The following is a 17171-nucleotide window of genomic DNA, read 5'->3' on the forward strand; positions in this document are numbered from 1 at the left end:
GGTTTCGGGGGTTCTCGCTCATCTGGTGGGTCCCCCCGCGGCGGGGGGTGGTGGGGTGGCGGGGGGTGCTTCGGGGGGCCACGCCCCCCCCCCCCGTCGGGGGGGGCTGCCCCCGCGATGGCGTATTCAGACGCTGCGCAAGCGCTTGTACAGGGTGGTCCGGCTGACGCCCAACTGTCGCGCCAGTTGTGAGACATTGCCGTCGGCGGCTCGCAATTGGTCCTGAATATCATCGCTGGCAGGTGGGGCCGGCACAGCGGGCGCACTGTCGGGCAATTCGGCATAAAAGCTGTCTGGCAGATGCTCCAGGGCCACCGCACACTCGCCCGCCAGTGCCAGGGCGATCTGCAGCACACTTGCCATCTGCCGCACGTTGCCCGGCCAGGGATGTCGCATCAGCACCTCCAGCACTTTCGTGCTGAGCTCCCTCGGCTGCCCCGGCTCGCGATAGCGCTGGTGCAGCTGCTCGATCAGCCCGCGCCGATCACTGCGCTCGCGCAGCGGCGGCAATACCAGGCTCAGGCCGGCGATACGGTAATACAGGTCCTGGCGGAACAGCCCGGCGCGCACCTGAGCCTGTAAATCCTGGTTGGTGGCCGAGACCACGCGGATATCCACCGTGACCGGCTCGCCGCTGCCCAGGGGCTGGATGCTGCGTTCCTGGAGAAAACGCAGCAGGCGGGCCTGGGTCGACAGCGGCATGTCGCCGATCTCGTCGAGAAACAGAACGCCGTGCTCGGCCTTGCGGATCAGTCCCGCATTGCCCTTGTGGTGGGCACCGGTGAAGGCGCCTTTCTCATAGCCGAACAGCTCCGACTCCACCAGTTCGGCCGGAATGGCCGCGCAGTTCACTGCGATCAAGGGTCGATCGCGGCGGCTACTGGCTTCATGCAGGGCCTTGACGAAGACTTCCTTGCCAACACCGGTTTCGCCGTGGACGAGCACCGGAATGTCCTTTTCCAGCAGCAGCCGGGCCTGGTACAGGGCCTTGTCGATGCGTGGATCGCCAACGCCTGGCGTTCGCTGTGCTACCGGCATCGAGGCTGGGGCAGGCGGCTCATGCAACAGACAGTGGAAGCGATTGCGCCCGGTCACCTGGACGGCGAAGGGTTGGCCCTGGGCATGCTTGAGCAACTCGGCCAGCGGCGTCTGGAACACCTGCTCCAGGTTCTGCTGCAGGGGCGTGTGGCCGAGCAGGCTGTCAGCCCGGCGATTGGCGGCCTGGATGCGGCCACGGTCATCGAACAGCAGCAGCCCGGCCCACGGGCTGTCGAGGTTGTTGGAGCCTGTGTTGAAACTCAGTTGCCGGTATTGTCCGCCATAGCGGGACAGGATCAGCCGGTTCTCCAGGCTCTGGCTCATCATCCGCACCATGCCCAGGGTCTGCGAGGCGGGCAGGTAGCTGTCGCTGGAGGCATCCAGCACACCGATCAGTCGCCGCTCGGCATCGAACAGCGGCGCCGCGGCGCTGGCCATGTAGCGGTTGAGCTTGAGGAAGTGTTCGTCCTGGCTCACATGCACGGCCTCCAGGCAGGCCAGGGCGGTGCCGATGGCGTTGGTGCCGACGCCTTGTTCCAGCCAGCGGGCGCCCGCCACGAAACCATGCTGCTGGCGCGGGTCGATGAAGCGCCGGGTGCCCCAGGTTTCCAGGAGCTGGCCCTGTTCATCGCTGAGCATGATCAGGTAGCTGGAGTTGCCCAGCAGGTGCTGGTACTGCGGCATGACGTCGTCGCGCGTGGTGCCCAGCAAGGCTTGCTGGTGTTCGAGCAACTCATTGAGCCTGGTACCGGCCAGGTTGCCGAAGTCGGGCGCCGATTGATGTTCCAACCCATAGTCGCGGCAGCGCGCCCAGGACGCCTGGATCAGTTGGGCATGGGTCGGGATGGGTGCGGCCATGGGCCTGTCCTCTGCCGGGGCAGTGTTGTTGTTTTTGTGTGATCCAGTGTTGATCAGTCCTGTTCATTGTCAATTCGCGGCTGTTCAACTGTTCAGCAAATAGTGTTCATTTGTGTTCAGTAGCGAATTGTCCTGTGCCTTGCGCCAAGCAAAAAACATTGGCTATCAATGGCTTGGCGGCTCGTTGTGACCCTGGCATGAATCTGGCTCTACAGCCGGTGCCTGTCCGATAACAACAATCAGGGCCGCCCATGTCGCTTACGCTGGAGCACGTCAGCCGCACCGTCGACAACCAGGACTGGATCGTCGATGCCACCCTCAGTTTCGAGCCGGGCTCGTTCAATGTCCTGCTCGGCCGCACCCTGTCCGGCAAGACCAGCCTGATGCGCCTGATGGCCGGCCTGGACCGTCCGGATCGCGGGCGGGTGCTGATGAACGGTGAAGATGTCACCGGCCGCCCGGTGCGCCAGCGCAATGTGTCGATGGTCTATCAGCAGTTCATCAATTACCCGACCCTCAGCGTGTTCGAGAACATCGCTTCGCCGTTGCGTCAGGCGCGGGTGAGCGAGGAGGAAATCCGCGACAAGGTCCACCGGACCGCGCAGATGTTGCGTATCGAGCCGTTTCTCAAGCGCCTGCCGCTGGAGCTGTCCGGTGGCCAGCAGCAGCGCACGGCCATGGCCCGGGCGCTGGTCAAGGATGCCGAACTGATCCTGTTCGATGAGCCACTGGTCAACCTGGACTACAAGTTGCGCGAAGAACTGCGCCAGGAAATGCGCGCGCTGTTCGCCCAGCGTCACTGCATTGCCGTGTATGCCACCACCGAGCCCAATGAGGCCCTCGCCCTGGGCGGTACCACCACGATCCTGCATGAAGGTCGCATCGTGCAGAGCGGCCCGACCGCCCGGGTTTATCACCAGCCGCGCTCGGTGCTGGCGGCCGAGCTGTTTTCCGAGCCGCCGATCAACCTGATTCCCGGACGCATCAGTGGCAACGAAGTGAGTTTTGCCGGCGCCGTGCACTTTGCCATGAACGCCGACCTGCAGCGTATCGGTGATGGCGAGTATCGCTTTGGCGTGCGTCCCAGCCATATCAGCCTGGTGCCCTCCAATGACGATGACCTGGAGCTGGCGGTGCTGGTGGAACTGGCGGAAATCAGCGGCTCGGAAACCTTCCTGCATGTGCGCAACGAGCACTTTCGCATCATCCTGCACCTGCCCGGTGTACATGAGTACAACGTCGATGCGCCGATCCGGGTGTTCATCCCGACCCACAAACTGTTCGTCTTCGACAGCGACGGACAACTGGTGCAGGCGCCCGGCACCCGTGAAGCGAGGGTCGCCTGATGGCCGAGATCCGCCTGCAGCACCTGGCCCACAGCTACAGCCGCACCCCGACTGGCGCCGATGACTATGCCCTGCGCGAACTGGACCACGTCTGGGCCCAGGGTGGCGCGTACGCCTTGCTCGGGCCTTCGGGCTGTGGCAAGTCGACCTTGCTCAATATCATTTCCGGCTTGCTCAGCCCGTCCCAGGGCCAGGTGCTGTTCGATGGCAAGGCTGTCAACGCGCTGTCGCCCCAGGCGCGCAACATCGCCCAGGTGTTCCAGTTCCCGGTGGTGTACGACACCATGACGGTGTTCGACAACCTGGCCTTCCCGTTGCGCAACCAGGGCCTGGATGAGGCGCAGGTGCGGCGCAAGGTCGAGGAAATCGCCGAGGTGCTGGAGCTGACGCCGGCACTGAAACGAAAGGCCCGCAACCTCAGCGCCGACGAAAAGCAGAAGGTCTCCATGGGCCGTGGCCTGGTGCGCGACGATGTCTCGGCGATCCTCTTCGATGAGCCGTTGACGGTGATCGATCCGCACCTGAAGTGGAAGCTGCGGCGCAAGCTCAAGCAGATCCACGAGCAGTTCAATATCACCATGATCTACGTCACCCACGATCAGCTGGAGGCCTCGACTTTTGCCGACAAGATCGCGGTGATGTACGGCGGGCAGATCGTCCAGTTCGGTACCCCGCGGGAGCTGTTCGAGCGACCGCGCCACACCTTTGTGGGCTATTTCATCGGCAGCCCGGGGATGAACCTGATCGAGGTGCAGCCGCAGCCGGGTGGGGTCGGTTTCGCTTCTGTCCACTTGCCATTGCCAGCCGACCTGCAAGCCCGCCTGGCCAGCACGCAGGCAGTGCGCCTGCAGGTCGGCATTCGTCCGGAGTTCGTGCAGGTGCGCGAAGCAGCCTTCGACGACGCCTTCAGCGCCCGGGTGGTGGATGTCGAAGACCTGGGCACCTACCGGATCCTGACCCTGGACCTTGAGGGCGTGGCGCTCAAGGTGCGCCTGGGCGAAGACCGGGTGGTGCCGGTGGAGGAAGCCTGGATCAGCTTTCCGGCGCAGTGGCTGATGCTCTACGCCGATGACGTGCTGCTGGAGGCCGCGCCATGAACAAGGTGCCCAACAACAAGGCCTGGTGGCTGGTGCTGCCGGTGTTCCTGCTGGTGGCCTTCAGCGCCGTGGTGCCGATGATGACCGTGGTCAATTATTCACTGCAGGACATCTTCGACCAGTCCAGCCGCTACTTCGTCGGTGCCGACTGGTACCGCCAGGTCCTCCAGGACCCGCGCCTGCATGATTCGCTGTTGCGCCAGTTCATCTATTCGGGCTGCGTGCTGCTGATCGAGATCCCGCTGGGGATCGCCATCGCCCTGACCATGCCGACCAAGGGCCGCTGGTCGTCGGCATGCCTGATCGTCATGGCCATTCCGCTGCTGATCCCGTGGAACGTGGTCGGCACCATCTGGCAGATCTTCGGTCGCGCCGACATCGGCCTGCTCGGCGCGTCGCTGAACCAGTTGGGGATCAACTACAACTACGCGGCCAACACCATGGATGCCTGGGTCACGGTGCTGGTGATGGATGTCTGGCACTGGACCTCGCTGGTGGCGCTGCTGTGCTACTCGGGGCTGCGGGCGATTCCCGACGTCTACTACCAGGCGGCGCGCATCGACCGCGCCTCGGCCTGGGCGGTGTTCCGGCATATCCAGCTGCCGAAGATGAAGAACGTGCTGCTGATCGCGGTGATGCTGCGTTTCATGGACAGCTTCATGATCTACACCGAGCCGTTCGTGCTCACCGGCGGCGGGCCCGGCAACGCCACCACCTTCCTCAGCCAGACCCTTACCCAGATGGCGGTCGGGCAGTTCGACCTGGGCCCGGCGGCGGCGTTCTCGCTGGTGTATTTCCTGATCATCCTGCTGGTGTCCTGGCTGTTCTACACCGCCATGACCCATGCCGACAAAGACTAGGAGGCGGCCATGAACCCGCGCAAGACGCTGCCCCTGGTGCTGTACATCCTGTTCCTGCTGGTGCCGATCTACTGGCTGCTGAACATGTCGTTCAAGAGCAATACCGAGATCCTCGGCGGCCTGACCCTGTGGCCCCGGGAATTCACCTTCGACAACTACCGGGTGATCTTCACCGACCCGAGCTGGTACAGCGGCTACATCAACTCGCTCTACTACGTGTGCCTGAACACGGTGATTTCCCTGAGCGTGGCCCTGCCTGCCGCCTATGCCTTCTCGCGCTACCGCTTCCTGGGCGACAAGCACTTGTTCTTCTGGCTGCTGACCAATCGCATGGCGCCGCCGGCGGTGTTCCTGTTGCCATTCTTCCAGCTGTATTCGTCCATCGGCCTGTTCGACACCCACATTGCCGTGGCCCTGGCCCACTGCCTGTTCAACGTGCCACTGGCGGTGTGGATCCTGGAAGGTTTCATGTCCGGTGTGCCCAAGGAAATCGACGAAACCGCCTACATCGATGGCTACAGTTTCCCGCGATTCTTCGTGAAGATCTTTGTCCCGCTGATTGGCTCGGGCATCGGTGTCACGGCGTTTTTCTGCTTCATGTTTTCCTGGGTCGAACTGCTGCTGGCGCGCACCCTGACCTCGGTCAACGCCAAGCCGATTGCGGCGGTGATGACCCGCACGGTGTCGGCTTCCGGCATCGACTGGGGCGTGCTGGCGGCGGCCGGGGTGCTGACCATCCTGCCGGGCATGCTGGTGATCTGGTTTGTCCGTAACCACGTGGCCAAGGGCTTTGCCCTGGGCCGGGTCTGAGGAGGCGCGCTATGGACTGGATGGCCTGGACCCTGCCGACGGCGCTGTTCTTTGTCGCCATCGGCGTCCTGCTGCTGGGCATGACCCTGTTCGAGCTGCGCAGGCCCTGCGTCGAACGTCGCGGTTTCCTGCCGATCGCCACCACCCGCGGCGACCGGTTGTTCATCGGGCTGCTGGGCAGCGCTTACCTGCACTTGCTGGTCATCGGCGCCAGCGACTGGAGTCTCTGGGTGGCCTCGCTGCTGTCGGTGGTGTGGCTGTTGGTGGTGATGCGTTGGGGTTAGCCGAAAGGTTTCGGCCAGGCTCCAGGGGAATATTCAATCGGGAGATCACGATGTTCGACAACAACAAGAACCGGCGACATTTGACCCTGGCAGCCTTGCTCGTACTGGGCAGCTTGCACGCCAGCGCCTGGGCCGACGCCTATGAGGACGCGGCAAAGAAATGGATCGGCAGCGAGTTCAAGCCGTCGACCCTGACACCGGAGCAGCAGCTTGAGGAGCTGAAGTGGTTCATCAAAGCCTCTGAACCCTTCCGGGGCATGAAGATCAACGTGGTCTCGGAAACCATCGCCACCCACGAATACGAGTCCAAGGTACTGGCCAAAGCCTTTACCGAAATCACCGGGATCAAGCTGACCCACGACCTGCTGCAGGAAGGCGACGTGGTGGAGAAGCTGCAAACCCAGATGCAGTCGGACAAGAATATCTATGACGGCTGGGTCAACGACTCCGACCTGATCGGCACGCACTTTCGCTACGGCAAGACCGAGTCGATCACCGACCTGATGGCCAACGAAGGCAAGGACTACACCTCGCCAACCCTGGACCTGAAAGACTTTATCGGCATTTCCTTCACCACCGCGCCCGACGGCAAGGTCTACCAGTTGCCCGACCAGCAGTTCGCCAACCTCTACTGGTTCCGCGCCGACTGGTTCGACCGGCCGGACCTCAAGGCCAGGTTCAAGGAAAAGTACGGCTATGAACTGGGGGTGCCGGTCAACTGGTCGGCCTACGAGGATATCGCCAAGTTCTTCAGCGAGGACGTCAAGGAAATCGACGGCAAGCGTGTCTATGGGCACATGGACTACGGCAAGAAGGACCCGTCGCTGGGCTGGCGCTTCACCGATGCCTGGTTCTCCATGGCCGGCGGCGGCGACAAGGGCCTGCCTAATGGCTTGCCGGTGGATGAATGGGGGATTCGCGTCGAGGACTGCCATCCGGTGGGCTCCAGCGTCACCCGTGGCGGCGATACCAATGGCCCGGCGGCCGTCTATGCCACGCAAAAATACGTCGACTGGATGCGCGCCTATGCGCCGCCGGAAGCCCAGGGCATGACCTTCTCCGAGTCCGGCCCGGTGCCCTCCCAGGGCAATATCGCCCAGCAGATCTTCTGGTACACCGCTTTTACCGCCGACATGACCAAGCCGGGCCTGCCGGTGATGAATGCCGATGGCACGCCGAAGTGGCGCATGGCGCCGTCGCCCAAGGGACCGTACTGGGAGGAGGGCATGAAGCTGGGTTACCAGGATGCCGGCTCCTGGACCTTCCTCAAATCGACCCCGGAGAAACAGCGCCTGGCGGCCTGGCTCTACGCCCAGTTCGTCACCTCCAAGACCGTCTCGTTGAAAAAGACCATCGTCGGCCTGACGCCGATACGCGAGTCGGACATCAACTCCCAGGCGATGACCGACCTGGCACCCAAGCTGGGCGGGCTGGTGGAGTTCTACCGCAGCCCGGCGCGGGTGCAGTGGACCCCGACCGGCACCAACGTGCCTGATTACCCGCGCCTGGCGCAACTGTGGTGGAGCCATATCGCCGAAGCGGCCAGTGGCGAGAAGACCCCGCAGGAGGCGCTCGATGGCCTGGCCCGCGACCAGGACCGCATCCTCGAACGCCTGGAGCGTTCCAAGGCCCAGGCGACCTGCGCGCCGAAGCTGAACCCGGAACGTGATGCCCAGTACTGGTACGACCAACCCGGGGCGCCGAAGCCGAAACTGGCCAACGAGAAACCCAAGGGCGAGACGGTGAGCTACAGCGAGTTGCTCAAGTCCTGGGAGGCGGCGCGGCAGTAGGCGTCGACCCCATCGCAGGCTTCGCCAGCTCCCACAGGGTCGCAGCCTGCACAACCTGTGGGAGCTGGCGAAGCCTGCGATAGAGCCCTGACGCCGGGCACAAAAAAACGGCACCTAACCAGGTGCCGTTTTCATTGAAGCCTCACCGCTTACTTATGCAGTTCTTCCGCCGCATACAGGGTGTTCTCCAGCAGGCAGGCGCGGGTCATCGGCCCGACGCCGCCCGGCACCGGGGTGATCCAGCCGGCGCGGGGCAGGGCGGTCTCGTAGACCACGTCACCCACCAGCTTGCCGTCTTCCTGGCGGTTGATGCCGACGTCGATGACGATCGCACCTTCCTTGATCCACTCACCCTTGACCAGGCCTGGCTTGCCAGCGGCCACCACGACCAGGTCGGCGCGGCCGACGTGGCCGGCCAGGTCCTTGGTGAAGCGGTGGGTCACGGTCACGGTGCAGCCGGCCAGCAGCAGCTCCATGGCCATCGGCCGGCCGACGATGTTCGAGGCACCGACCACCACCGCGTTCATGCCGTACAGGTCCTGACCGGTGCTTTGCAGCAGGGTCATGATGCCTTTCGGGGTGCACGGGCGCAGCAGCGGGATACGCTGGGCCAGGCGGCCGACGTTATAAGGATGGAAACCATCGACGTCCTTGTCCGGACGAATGCGTTCGAGCAGCAGCGAGGCGTCCAGGTGCGCCGGCAGCGGCAACTGCAGCAGGATACCGTCGATGCTGGCATCGTCATTGAGGCGATCGATCAGATCGGTCAGCGCCTGCTGGGTGGTCTCGCTGGGCAGGTCGAAGGCTTCGGAGATAAAGCCGACTTCTTCGCAATCCTTGCGCTTGTGCGAGACATAGACTTGAGAGGCGGGGTCGGTGCCGACCAGGATCACCGCCAGGCCAGGCGTACGCAGGCCTTGCTGGCGACGCTCCACGACACGTTGGGCGATCTGCTGGCGCAGGTTGGCGGCGATCGCCTTGCCGTCGATAAGGTGTGCAGTCATGACGCGTGATTAACCATCGAGTGGAAATAAAAGAGCGCGCATTCTCGCATGAAGGGGGGCGAGGGCAAAGGCGCTTGGTCCGGGATTTGCCCTAAGCCCTTAAATAAAATGAGTTTTTTTCAGAAAAGAGTTGACGGTATGCCCGCTCGTCTATAAGATTCGTCGCACTTGTCGGGCGGAGCCTAGCACTGGTTAGCAAGGTCAGGCAGAATGAGCGGATTTGTTGCTTGTTCGGTACGGCTAAAAGTTAATTTGTAATCGTAACAGAAAGCAGATTAAATATGCGCCCGTAGCTCAGCTGGATAGAGCATCCGCCTTCTAAGCGGATGGTCGCAGGTTCGAGTCCTGCCGGGTGCGCCATAAGGCAGCTTAGGCACAAGTAAAGCGGTAACTGCAATATGGTGGGCGTAGCTCAGTTGGTAGAGCACAGGATTGTGATTCCTGGTGTCGTGGGTTCGATCCCCATCGTCCACCCCATATTCCAGAAGGCGCCCGATGAAAATCTGGCGCCTTTGCTTTAAATGCTTCACGCGGACGTGGTGAAATTGGTAGACACACTGGATTTAGGTTCCAGCGGCGCAAGCTGTAAGAGTTCGAGTCTCTTCGTCCGCACCATTCACGCTTTCACCGCCCTTCGCTGAAGCGCGAGAAAGCCTGAGGCCAAAAGGCCGCAATTGCACTATGGTGGGCGTAGCTCAGTTGGTAGAGCACAGGATTGTGATTCCTGGTGTCGTGGGTTCGATCCCCATCGTCCACCCCATATTCCCAAAGGCGCCGGATGAAAATCCGGCGCCTTTGTTTTTGCATCTTTCCACGCTTTCGCCGCCCTTCGCTGAAGCGTGCGTAAAGCCTCGAAAAAGCCGCCTAGTGCGGCTTTTTTCGTTTCTGCTTTCAGTGTTCCGCCCACGAGCGGCGAACCGATCTGCGGCAGGTGCCGTTGCAGGCTGGTGACAAAGGGGCAAAAACTGATAGATTTCAGCCGGTTGAGGCCGTAGATCACGGCAAGTTGTAGTGAGGACAGCCGCATGATTTCAAAAGAACGCCAGGCCAGCGCATTGCAGCGCTTCGTCGAGGCCAATCCGCAGCTGCTCGAAGAGATTGCCGGGCTCAGTGCCCAGGAGCAGCATCAGCAGATCGAGTGGGCGTTCGAGGATGCCGCGCAAGAGCAGGGGCTTGAGCCTTGGGAGCTGACGCTGCAACTGATCGCCGGGTCCGAGGATGAGCTCAAGGCCATGCGTCTTGAGGTGCATCGGGAAGTGGCTCAGGCGCTGGGCATGAGCTGGGAAGAATATTGTGGGTTCAATGAGATCGACGACTCGGCGCTCTGATGTCCGGCGCTTGGTTTTGTAGTGTCTTGAAATGTATTTCTGGGCGCTGCCAGTAGATCTCGAAGGCTCTCGGACAGGGTTCTGGCCGGGGGCTGTAAATGAAATGGACCGGCGTATTTTCCCGTCGTCCTGAACGGGGTGACTTCTGGCCTGTGAGCCACTAGAATGCTTGCCCTTGATTCTGGAGTCGGGTATCGCCGGCTAACGTCTGTGCAACGAGGAATATCCATGCAAGTTTCTGTTGAAAATACTTCTGCTCTCGAGCGTCGCATGACCATCGCCGTTCCGGCAGAGCGCGTCGAGACCGAAGTCAACAAGCGTCTGCAACAGACTGCCCGTCGCGCCAAGGTCCCAGGCTTCCGTCCTGGCAAGGTGCCGATGAGCGTGATCCGTCAGCGTTATGAAGATGCCGCCCGTCAGGAAGCCTTCGGCGACCTGGTCCAGGCTTCCTTCTACGAAGCTGTGGTCGAGCAGAAGCTGAACCCGGCTGGCGCACCTGCCGTCGAGCCAAAGTCCTTCGAAAAGGGCAAGGACCTGGAATACATCGCCACCTTCGAAGTATACCCTGAGTTCACCGTTGCCGGTTTCGACTCGATCGCTGTCGAGCGCCTGAGCGCCGACGTGGCTGACGCCGACCTGGACAACATGCTGGAAGTACTGCGCAAGCAGAACATCCGTTTCGAGGCCGTCGAGCGCGCTGCCCAGAACGAAGACCAGCTGAACATCGATTTCGTCGGCAAGATCGACGGCGAAGCCTTCGCCGGCGGTTCGGCCAAGGGCACCCAGCTGGTACTGGGCTCCGGCCGTATGATCCCGGGCTTCGAAGAAGGCCTGGTCGGCGCCAAGGCGGGTGAAGAGCGCGTTCTGAACCTGGCCTTCCCAGAGGACTACCAGAACCTGGACCTGGCTGGCAAAACCGCCGAGTTCACCGTTACCGTCAACAGCGTTTCCGAGCCTAAGCTGCCTGAGCTGAACGAAGAGTTCTTCGCCCAGTTCGGTATCAAGGAAAGCGGCGTCGACGGTTTCCGCGCCGAAGTTCGCAAGAACATGGAGCGTGAACTGCGCCAGGCCATCAAGACCAAGGTCAAGAACCAGGTAATGGACGGCCTGCTGGCTGCCAACCCGATCGAAGTGCCAAAAGCCCTGCTGGAAAACGAAGTGAACCGCCTGCGCGTTCAAGCCGTTCAGCAGTTCGGTGGCAACATCAAGCCTGAGCAACTGCCGGCCGAGCTGTTCGAAGAGCAAGCCAAGCGCCGCGTCGTGCTGGGCCTGATCATCGCCGAAGTGGTCAAGCAGAACGAGCTGAAGCCGGACGAAGCCCGCGTTCGCGAAATGATCCAGGAAATGGCTTCGGCCTACCAGGAGCCTGAGCAGGTCATCGCCTGGTACTACAAGAACGACCAGCAACTGAACGAAGTCCGTTCGGTTGTGCTGGAAGAACAAGTTGTGGATACTGTTCTGCAGAAAGCTACTGTGACCGACAAATCGGTCTCGTACGAAGAAGCTGTCAAGCCAGCACAGGCTCCTGCCGCTGACTGATTTTCTTCTCTCGTAGGAAAACACCACAAGCCAGCCTTCGAGCTGGCTTGTGCGTATTCAAGACATGACTATTTGGGAGTGAGTGCAGGACATGTCCCGCAATTCTTATTATCAGCAGAGCTCTGACATCCAGGCCGCAGGCGGCCTGGTCCCGATGGTTATCGAGCAATCCGCTCGTGGCGAACGCGCCTACGACATCTACTCGCGCCTGTTGAAGGAGCGGGTGATCTTTCTGGTCGGCCCGGTAGAGGACTACATGGCCAACCTGATCGCGGCGCAGTTGCTGTTCCTTGAAGCGGAAAACCCGGACAAGGATATCCATCTCTACATCAACTCGCCGGGCGGTTCGGTGACTGCGGGCATGTCGATCTACGACACCATGCAGTTCATCAAGCCGGACGTCTCCACCACCTGCATCGGCCAGGCCTGCTCCATGGGAGCCTTCCTGCTCGCTGCCGGTGCCAAGGGCAAGCGTCACTGCCTGCCGAACTCGCGGGTGATGATCCACCAGCCACTGGGCGGCTTCCAGGGCCAGGCGACGGACATCGAGATCCACGCCAAGGAGATCCTCTCCATCAAGTCGCGCCTGAACGAGCTGCTGGCCTACCACACCGGCCAGGACCTGGAGACCATCAAGCGTGACACCGAGCGCGACAACTTCATGAGCGCGCAGCGTGCCGCCGAGTACGGCCTGATCGACTCGGTACACGAAAAGCGGCAAATGGCAGTCTGACAAGGCGCCAAAGCAGGTGGTCGGGCCTTCCTGCCACCTGCGGACTTGAAAAAGCCCGCAATTGCCTTCATCTTGTGTTTCAAGCCTACCGGATTGGATCGATCGAATGACTGACACCCGTAACGGCGAGGACAGCGGCAAATTGCTCTATTGCTCCTTCTGCGGCAAAAGCCAGCACGAAGTGCGCAAGTTGATTGCCGGCCCCTCGGTATTTATCTGCGACGAGTGCGTCGACCTGTGCAACGACATCATCCGTGAGGAGGTGCAGGAAGCCCAGGCCGAGAGCAGCGCGCATAAACTGCCTTCGCCGAAAGAAATCAGCACCATCCTGGACCAGTACGTCATTGGTCAGGAGCGTGCGAAAAAGGTACTGGCCGTAGCGGTGTACAACCACTACAAGCGCCTGAACCAACGCGACAAGAAGAACGACGACGTCGAGCTCGGCAAGAGTAACATCCTGCTGATCGGTCCGACGGGCTCGGGTAAGACCCTGCTCGCCGAAACCCTCGCGCGTCTGTTGAATGTACCGTTCACCATCGCCGATGCCACCACCCTGACCGAAGCCGGTTATGTCGGTGAAGACGTCGAGAACATCATTCAGAAACTGCTGCAAAAGTGCGACTACGACGTGGAAAAGGCCCAGATGGGCATTGTCTACATCGACGAAATCGACAAGATCTCGCGCAAGTCGGACAACCCGTCCATCACCCGCGACGTGTCGGGCGAGGGCGTGCAGCAGGCGCTGCTCAAGCTGATCGAAGGCACGGTTGCCTCGGTACCGCCGCAAGGCGGCCGCAAGCACCCGCAGCAGGAGTTCCTGCAGGTCGATACGCGCAACATCCTGTTCATCTGTGGCGGTGCGTTCTCGGGCCTGGAAAAGGTCATCCAGAACCGTTCCACCCGCGGCGGCATCGGCTTTGGCGCCGAAGTACGCAGCAAGCAGGAAGGCAAGAAGGTTGGCGAGTCGCTGCGTGAGGTCGAGCCTGACGATCTGGTCAAGTTCGGTCTGATCCCGGAATTCGTTGGCCGCCTGCCGGTCCTGGCGACCCTCGACGAGCTCGACGAGGCTGCCCTGATGCAGATCCTCACCGAGCCGAAGAACGCCCTGACCAAGCAGTACGCCAAGCTGTTCGAGATGGAAGGCGTGGACCTGGAGTTCCGTAGCGATGCGCTCAAGTCCGTGGCCCGCAAGGCCCTGGAGCGCAAGACTGGCGCCCGTGGCCTGCGTTCGATCCTCGAAGGCATCCTGCTCGACACCATGTACGAGATTCCTTCGCAGAAGGATGTCAGCAAGGTGGTGATCGACGAGAGCGTCATCGATGGCGCTTCGCAGCCGCTGCTGATCTACGAGAACAGCGAGCCGCAAGCCAAAGCTGCACCTGACGTCTGAGTCGACAAACGGCTCGAAATCGCAAGGGGCCTTCGGGCCCCTTTGCTTTTCCTGTCGTAGAGCTTGTTTTTTTGCGGGGCTGCCCCCACATTAAACCCACGCTCATATTCCACCGGTTTCCGGCCATAAGGCCGCTGTAGAGGCGAAATCATGAAGACCACCCTCGACTTGCCTCTTTTGCCATTGCGCGATGTCGTCGTCTATCCGCACATGGTCATCCCACTGTTCGTGGGGCGCGAGAAGTCCATCGAAGCCCTTGAGGCCGCCATGGCGGGCGAGAAGCAGATCCTCCTGCTGGCCCAGAAGAACCCCGCTGACGACGATCCGGGCGAAGATGCCCTGTACCGCGTCGGTACCATTGCCACTGTCCTGCAGCTGCTGAAACTGCCCGATGGCACCGTCAAGGTGCTGGTCGAGGGCGAGCAGCGCGGTGCAGTCGAGCGTTTCAACGAAGTTGACGGCCACATTCGTGCCGAAGTGTCGCTGATCGAAGAGTCCCAGACCGCCGAGCGCGAGTCCGAAGTCTTCGTTCGTAGCTTGCTGTCACAATTTGAACAATACGTTCAGCTGGGCAAGAAAGTCCCGGCTGAAGTCCTGTCGTCGCTCAACAGCATCGATGAGCCGGGGCGCCTGGTCGATACCATGGCTGCTCACATGGCCCTGAAGATCGAGCAGAAGCAGGAAATCCTCGAGATCCTCGACCTCGGCGCCCGCGTCGAGCACGTCATGGCCCTGCTGGACGCCGAGATCGACCTGCTGCAGGTCGAGAAGCGCATCCGCGGCCGGGTCAAGAAGCAGATGGAGCGCAGCCAGCGCGAGTACTACCTGAATGAGCAGATGAAGGCCATTCAGAAGGAGCTGGGCGACAGCGAGGAAGGCCACAACGAAGTCGAAGAGCTGAAAAAGCGCCTCGACGCCGCCGGCCTGCCGAAAGATGCCTATGCCAAGGCCCAGGCCGAGCTGAACAAGCTCAAGCAGATGTCGCCGATGTCTGCCGAGGCCACCGTGGTGCGTTCGTACCTGGACTGGCTGGTGCAGGTGCCGTGGAAGGCCCAGAGCAAGGTGCGCCTGGACCTGGCCAAGGCCGAGGAGATCCTCGATGCCGACCACTACGGCCTGGAAGAGGTCAAGGAGCGTATCCTCGAGTACCTCGCGGTGCAGAAACGGGTCAAGAAGATCCGTGGCCCGGTGCTGTGCCTGGTAGGTCCACCCGGTGTGGGCAAGACTTCCCTGGCCGAATCGATCGCCAGCGCCACCAACCGCAAGTTCGTGCGCATGGCCCTGGGCGGCGTGCGTGACGAAGCCGAGATCCGTGGTCACCGGCGTACCTACATTGGCTCGATGCCAGGTCGCCTGATCCAGAAAATGACCAAGGTGGGCGTGCGCAACCCGCTGTTCCTGCTCGATGAAATCGACAAGATGGGCAGCGACATGCGTGGCGATCCGGCCTCGGCATTGCTCGAGGTGCTCGATCCGGAGCAGAACCACAACTTCAACGATCACTACCTGGAAGTCGACTACGACCTTTCCGATGTGATGTTCCTCTGCACCTCCAACTCGATGAACATCCCGCCGGCGCTGCTGGACCGGATGGAAGTCATCCGTCTGCCGGGCTACACCGAAGACGAGAAGATCAACATCGCGGTCAAGTACCTGACGCCCAAGCAGATCAAGGCCAACGGCCTGAAGAAGGGCGAGCTGGAGATCGACGTCACGGCCATCCGCGACATCATCCGTTACTACACCCGCGAAGCCGGTGTACGGGGCCTGGAGCGGCAGATCGCCAAGGTGTGCCGCAAGGTGGTCAAGGAGCACTCCGGTCTCAAGCAGGTGGCCGTCAAGGTCACTGGCGAGCAGCTGGAGCACTTCCTCGGCGTGCGCAAGTTCCGTTACGGCCTGGCCGAGCAACAGGACCAGGTCGGTCAGGTCACGGGCCTGGCCTGGACCCAGGTCGGTGGCGAGCTGTTGACCATCGAGGCCGCGGTGATCCCGGGCAAGGGCCAACTGATCAAGACCGGCTCCCTGGGCGATGTGATGGTCGAGTCGATCACTGCGGCGCAAACCGTGGTGCGCAGCCGTGCCAAGAGCCTGGGCATCCCGGCCGACTTCCACGAGAAGCGCGACACCCACATCCACATGCCCGAAGGCGCAACGCCCAAGGATGGTCCAAGTGCCGGTATCGGCATGTGCACCGCCCTGGTGTCGGCACTCACGCAGATTCCGGTACGTGCCGATGTGGCCATGACCGGTGAAATCACCCTGCGTGGCCAGGTACTGGCCATTGGTGGACTTAAAGAGAAACTGCTGGCGGCTCACCGTGGCGGGATCAAGACCGTAATCATTCCTGAAGAGAACGTACGCGATCTCAAGGAAATTCCTGAAAATATTAAGCAGGATCTACAGATTAAACCGGTCAAATGGATTGACGAAGTCCTCCAAATTGCGCTGCAATACGCCCCGGAGCCCTTGCCAGATGTGGCTCCCGAGATTGTCGCCAAGGATGAAAAGCGCGACAGCGATTCCAAGGAAAGAATCAGCACGCATTAGTACGTATTTGGCTGGGGGGCTTTCTTGACAGTTTTTTCAGGCCCTTGTTATAAAGCGGCACCTAAGTGTCAACAGGCCACCCAGCGCTAGTTTTGCTTTTCATTACATACTTAGAAACAAACTCAATAGAGATATAAGGGGACTTAGAGTGAACAAGTCGGAACTGATTGACGCTATCGCCGCATCTGCTGACATCCCGAAAGCTGTAGCTGGCCGTGCGCTGGACGCAGTAATCGAATCCGTCACCGGCGCCCTGAAGCAAGGTGACTCCGTGGTACTGGTAGGTTTCGGTACCTTCTCCGTAACCGACCGCCCAGCTCGCACCGGCCGCAACCCGCAAACCGGCAAGACTCTGGAAATCCCTGCTGCCAAGAAGCCAGGCTTCAAGGCTGGCAAGGCTCTGAAAGAAGCCGTCAACTAAGTCGCTTCCTTCAGGCTAACGCCTAACCGGGCCAGGCTCATGCCTGGCTTGGCTGCTGAACCTCGGCAAGCGCTGAACGCGATCCGAGGTTTGGCCGGTTACGAGAAGGCGCATCCTCGGATGCGC

General features: G+C 61.3%; 14 protein-coding genes and 4 tRNA genes. 16 read left to right on the top strand and 2 right to left on the bottom strand.

What is annotated here, in order from left to right; genetic code table 11:
* Positions 1 to 126 precede the first annotated feature (126 nt).
* The gene (locus M2D63_RS18020) at positions 127 to 1896 is read right to left on the bottom strand and encodes a sigma-54-dependent Fis family transcriptional regulator (RefSeq protein WP_285864326.1); all 1770 of its coding nucleotides are present in this window, start codon (positions 1894 to 1896) and stop codon (positions 127 to 129) included.
* A gap of 251 nt (positions 1897 to 2147) precedes the next feature.
* On the opposite strand from M2D63_RS18020, the gene M2D63_RS18025 reads away from it, so the two are divergent.
* Genes M2D63_RS18025 through M2D63_RS18050 form a run of 6 tightly spaced genes read left to right on the top strand, consistent with a single transcriptional unit; the run spans position 2148 to position 8083 of the window.
* Positions 2148 to 3242 carry an ABC transporter ATP-binding protein gene (locus M2D63_RS18025; RefSeq protein WP_285864328.1) on the top strand — a complete coding sequence of 365 codons (1095 nt, stop codon included), beginning with the start codon at positions 2148 to 2150 and terminating at the stop codon, positions 3240 to 3242.
* Positions 3242 to 4339, top strand: coding sequence for an ABC transporter ATP-binding protein (locus tag M2D63_RS18030; protein WP_285864330.1), 1098 nt, complete (start codon positions 3242 to 3244; stop codon positions 4337 to 4339). Before M2D63_RS18025 ends, M2D63_RS18030 begins: the two co-directional genes overlap by 1 nt.
* On the top strand, positions 4336 to 5199 hold the full coding sequence (locus M2D63_RS18035; RefSeq protein WP_285864332.1) for a carbohydrate ABC transporter permease: 864 nt from the start codon (positions 4336 to 4338) through the stop codon (positions 5197 to 5199). Before M2D63_RS18030 ends, M2D63_RS18035 begins: the two co-directional genes overlap by 4 nt.
* Positions 5200 to 5208: 9 nt before the next feature.
* Positions 5209 to 6009, top strand: coding sequence for a carbohydrate ABC transporter permease (locus tag M2D63_RS18040; protein ID WP_285864334.1), 801 nt, complete (start codon positions 5209 to 5211; stop codon positions 6007 to 6009).
* Positions 6010 to 6020: 11 nt separating this feature from the next.
* Positions 6021 to 6293: a DUF2160 domain-containing protein gene (locus M2D63_RS18045; RefSeq protein ID WP_285864335.1), complete on the top strand. Its 273-nt coding sequence runs from the start codon at positions 6021 to 6023 to the stop codon at positions 6291 to 6293.
* A gap of 50 nt (positions 6294 to 6343) precedes the next feature.
* Positions 6344 to 8083 carry an ABC transporter substrate-binding protein gene (locus M2D63_RS18050; RefSeq protein WP_285864337.1) on the top strand — a complete coding sequence of 580 codons (1740 nt, stop codon included), beginning with the start codon at positions 6344 to 6346 and terminating at the stop codon, positions 8081 to 8083.
* Positions 8084 to 8232: 149 nt separating this feature from the next.
* On the opposite strand, the gene folD is transcribed toward M2D63_RS18050, so the two are convergent.
* On the bottom strand, positions 8233 to 9087 hold the full coding sequence (gene folD / locus M2D63_RS18055) for a bifunctional methylenetetrahydrofolate dehydrogenase/methenyltetrahydrofolate cyclohydrolase FolD (RefSeq protein ID WP_285864339.1): 855 nt from the start codon (positions 9085 to 9087) through the stop codon (positions 8233 to 8235).
* A gap of 283 nt (positions 9088 to 9370) precedes the next feature.
* Here folD and M2D63_RS18060 point away from each other — a divergent pair.
* The 10 genes from M2D63_RS18060 to M2D63_RS18105 all read left to right on the top strand — a co-directional run bounded on the left by M2D63_RS18060 (position 9371) and on the right by M2D63_RS18105 (position 17045).
* A tRNA-Arg gene (locus M2D63_RS18060) sits at positions 9371 to 9447 on the top strand.
* 41 nt (positions 9448 to 9488) lie between these two features.
* Positions 9489 to 9564: transfer RNA gene (locus M2D63_RS18065), tRNA-His, on the top strand.
* 53 nt (positions 9565 to 9617) lie between these two features.
* Positions 9618 to 9702, top strand: a tRNA-Leu gene (locus M2D63_RS18070).
* Positions 9703 to 9771: 69 nt separating this feature from the next.
* A tRNA-His gene (locus tag M2D63_RS18075) sits at positions 9772 to 9847 on the top strand.
* A gap of 265 nt (positions 9848 to 10112) precedes the next feature.
* Positions 10113 to 10415 (top strand): DUF6388 family protein, encoded by a 303-nt coding sequence (locus tag M2D63_RS18080; RefSeq protein WP_285864340.1) that lies wholly within the window; start codon positions 10113 to 10115, stop codon positions 10413 to 10415.
* Positions 10416 to 10643: 228 nt separating this feature from the next.
* Complete coding sequence (gene tig / locus M2D63_RS18085) at positions 10644 to 11954, top strand: trigger factor (RefSeq protein ID WP_285864341.1); 1311 nt, start codon at positions 10644 to 10646, stop codon at positions 11952 to 11954.
* A 91-nt stretch (positions 11955 to 12045) separates the two neighbouring features.
* Positions 12046 to 12687, top strand: a complete 642-nt coding sequence (clpP, locus tag M2D63_RS18090) for an ATP-dependent Clp endopeptidase proteolytic subunit ClpP (RefSeq protein ID WP_128324523.1) — start codon at positions 12046 to 12048, stop codon at positions 12685 to 12687.
* Between the two features lie 106 nt (positions 12688 to 12793).
* Entirely contained in the window at positions 12794 to 14077 is a 1284-nt protein-coding gene (clpX, locus tag M2D63_RS18095; RefSeq protein WP_285864342.1) for an ATP-dependent Clp protease ATP-binding subunit ClpX, read from the top strand.
* A gap of 150 nt (positions 14078 to 14227) precedes the next feature.
* Positions 14228 to 16624: an endopeptidase La gene (gene lon / locus M2D63_RS18100; protein ID WP_285864343.1), complete on the top strand. Its 2397-nt coding sequence runs from the start codon at positions 14228 to 14230 to the stop codon at positions 16622 to 16624.
* A gap of 148 nt (positions 16625 to 16772) precedes the next feature.
* Complete coding sequence (locus M2D63_RS18105; RefSeq protein WP_285864345.1) at positions 16773 to 17045, top strand: HU family DNA-binding protein; 273 nt, start codon at positions 16773 to 16775, stop codon at positions 17043 to 17045.
* The last annotated feature ends 126 nt before the right edge of the window (positions 17046 to 17171 follow it).

It is taken from the genome of Pseudomonas sp. BJa5 (genome assembly GCF_030272875.2).
In the GTDB taxonomy this organism is placed as follows: Bacteria; Pseudomonadota; Gammaproteobacteria; order Pseudomonadales; family Pseudomonadaceae; genus Aquipseudomonas.

Excerpts from the sequence above, each read along its gene's own strand:
- M2D63_RS18035 (WP_285864332.1), top strand. The coding sequence starts at position 4,336 with ATGAACAAGGTGCCCAACAACAAGGCCTGGTGGCTGGTGCTGCCGGTG.
- M2D63_RS18025 (WP_285864328.1), top strand. The coding sequence starts at position 2,148 with ATGTCGCTTACGCTGGAGCACGTCAGCCGCACCGTCGACAACCAGGAC.
- M2D63_RS18040 (WP_285864334.1), top strand. The coding sequence starts at position 5,209 with ATGAACCCGCGCAAGACGCTGCCCCTGGTGCTGTACATCCTGTTCCTG.
- M2D63_RS18030 (WP_285864330.1), top strand. The coding sequence starts at position 3,242 with ATGGCCGAGATCCGCCTGCAGCACCTGGCCCACAGCTACAGCCGCACC.
- M2D63_RS18020 (WP_285864326.1), bottom strand. The coding sequence starts at position 1,896 with ATGGCCGCACCCATCCCGACCCATGCCCAACTGATCCAGGCGTCCTGG.
- tig (WP_285864341.1), top strand. The coding sequence starts at position 10,644 with ATGCAAGTTTCTGTTGAAAATACTTCTGCTCTCGAGCGTCGCATGACC.
- clpX (WP_285864342.1), top strand. The coding sequence starts at position 12,794 with ATGACTGACACCCGTAACGGCGAGGACAGCGGCAAATTGCTCTATTGC.
- M2D63_RS18045 (WP_285864335.1), top strand. The coding sequence starts at position 6,021 with ATGGACTGGATGGCCTGGACCCTGCCGACGGCGCTGTTCTTTGTCGCC.
- M2D63_RS18080 (WP_285864340.1), top strand. The coding sequence starts at position 10,113 with ATGATTTCAAAAGAACGCCAGGCCAGCGCATTGCAGCGCTTCGTCGAG.
- clpP (WP_128324523.1), top strand. The coding sequence starts at position 12,046 with ATGTCCCGCAATTCTTATTATCAGCAGAGCTCTGACATCCAGGCCGCA.
- folD (WP_285864339.1), bottom strand. The coding sequence starts at position 9,087 with ATGACTGCACACCTTATCGACGGCAAGGCGATCGCCGCCAACCTGCGC.
- lon (WP_285864343.1), top strand. The coding sequence starts at position 14,228 with ATGAAGACCACCCTCGACTTGCCTCTTTTGCCATTGCGCGATGTCGTC.
- M2D63_RS18050 (WP_285864337.1), top strand. The coding sequence starts at position 6,344 with ATGTTCGACAACAACAAGAACCGGCGACATTTGACCCTGGCAGCCTTG.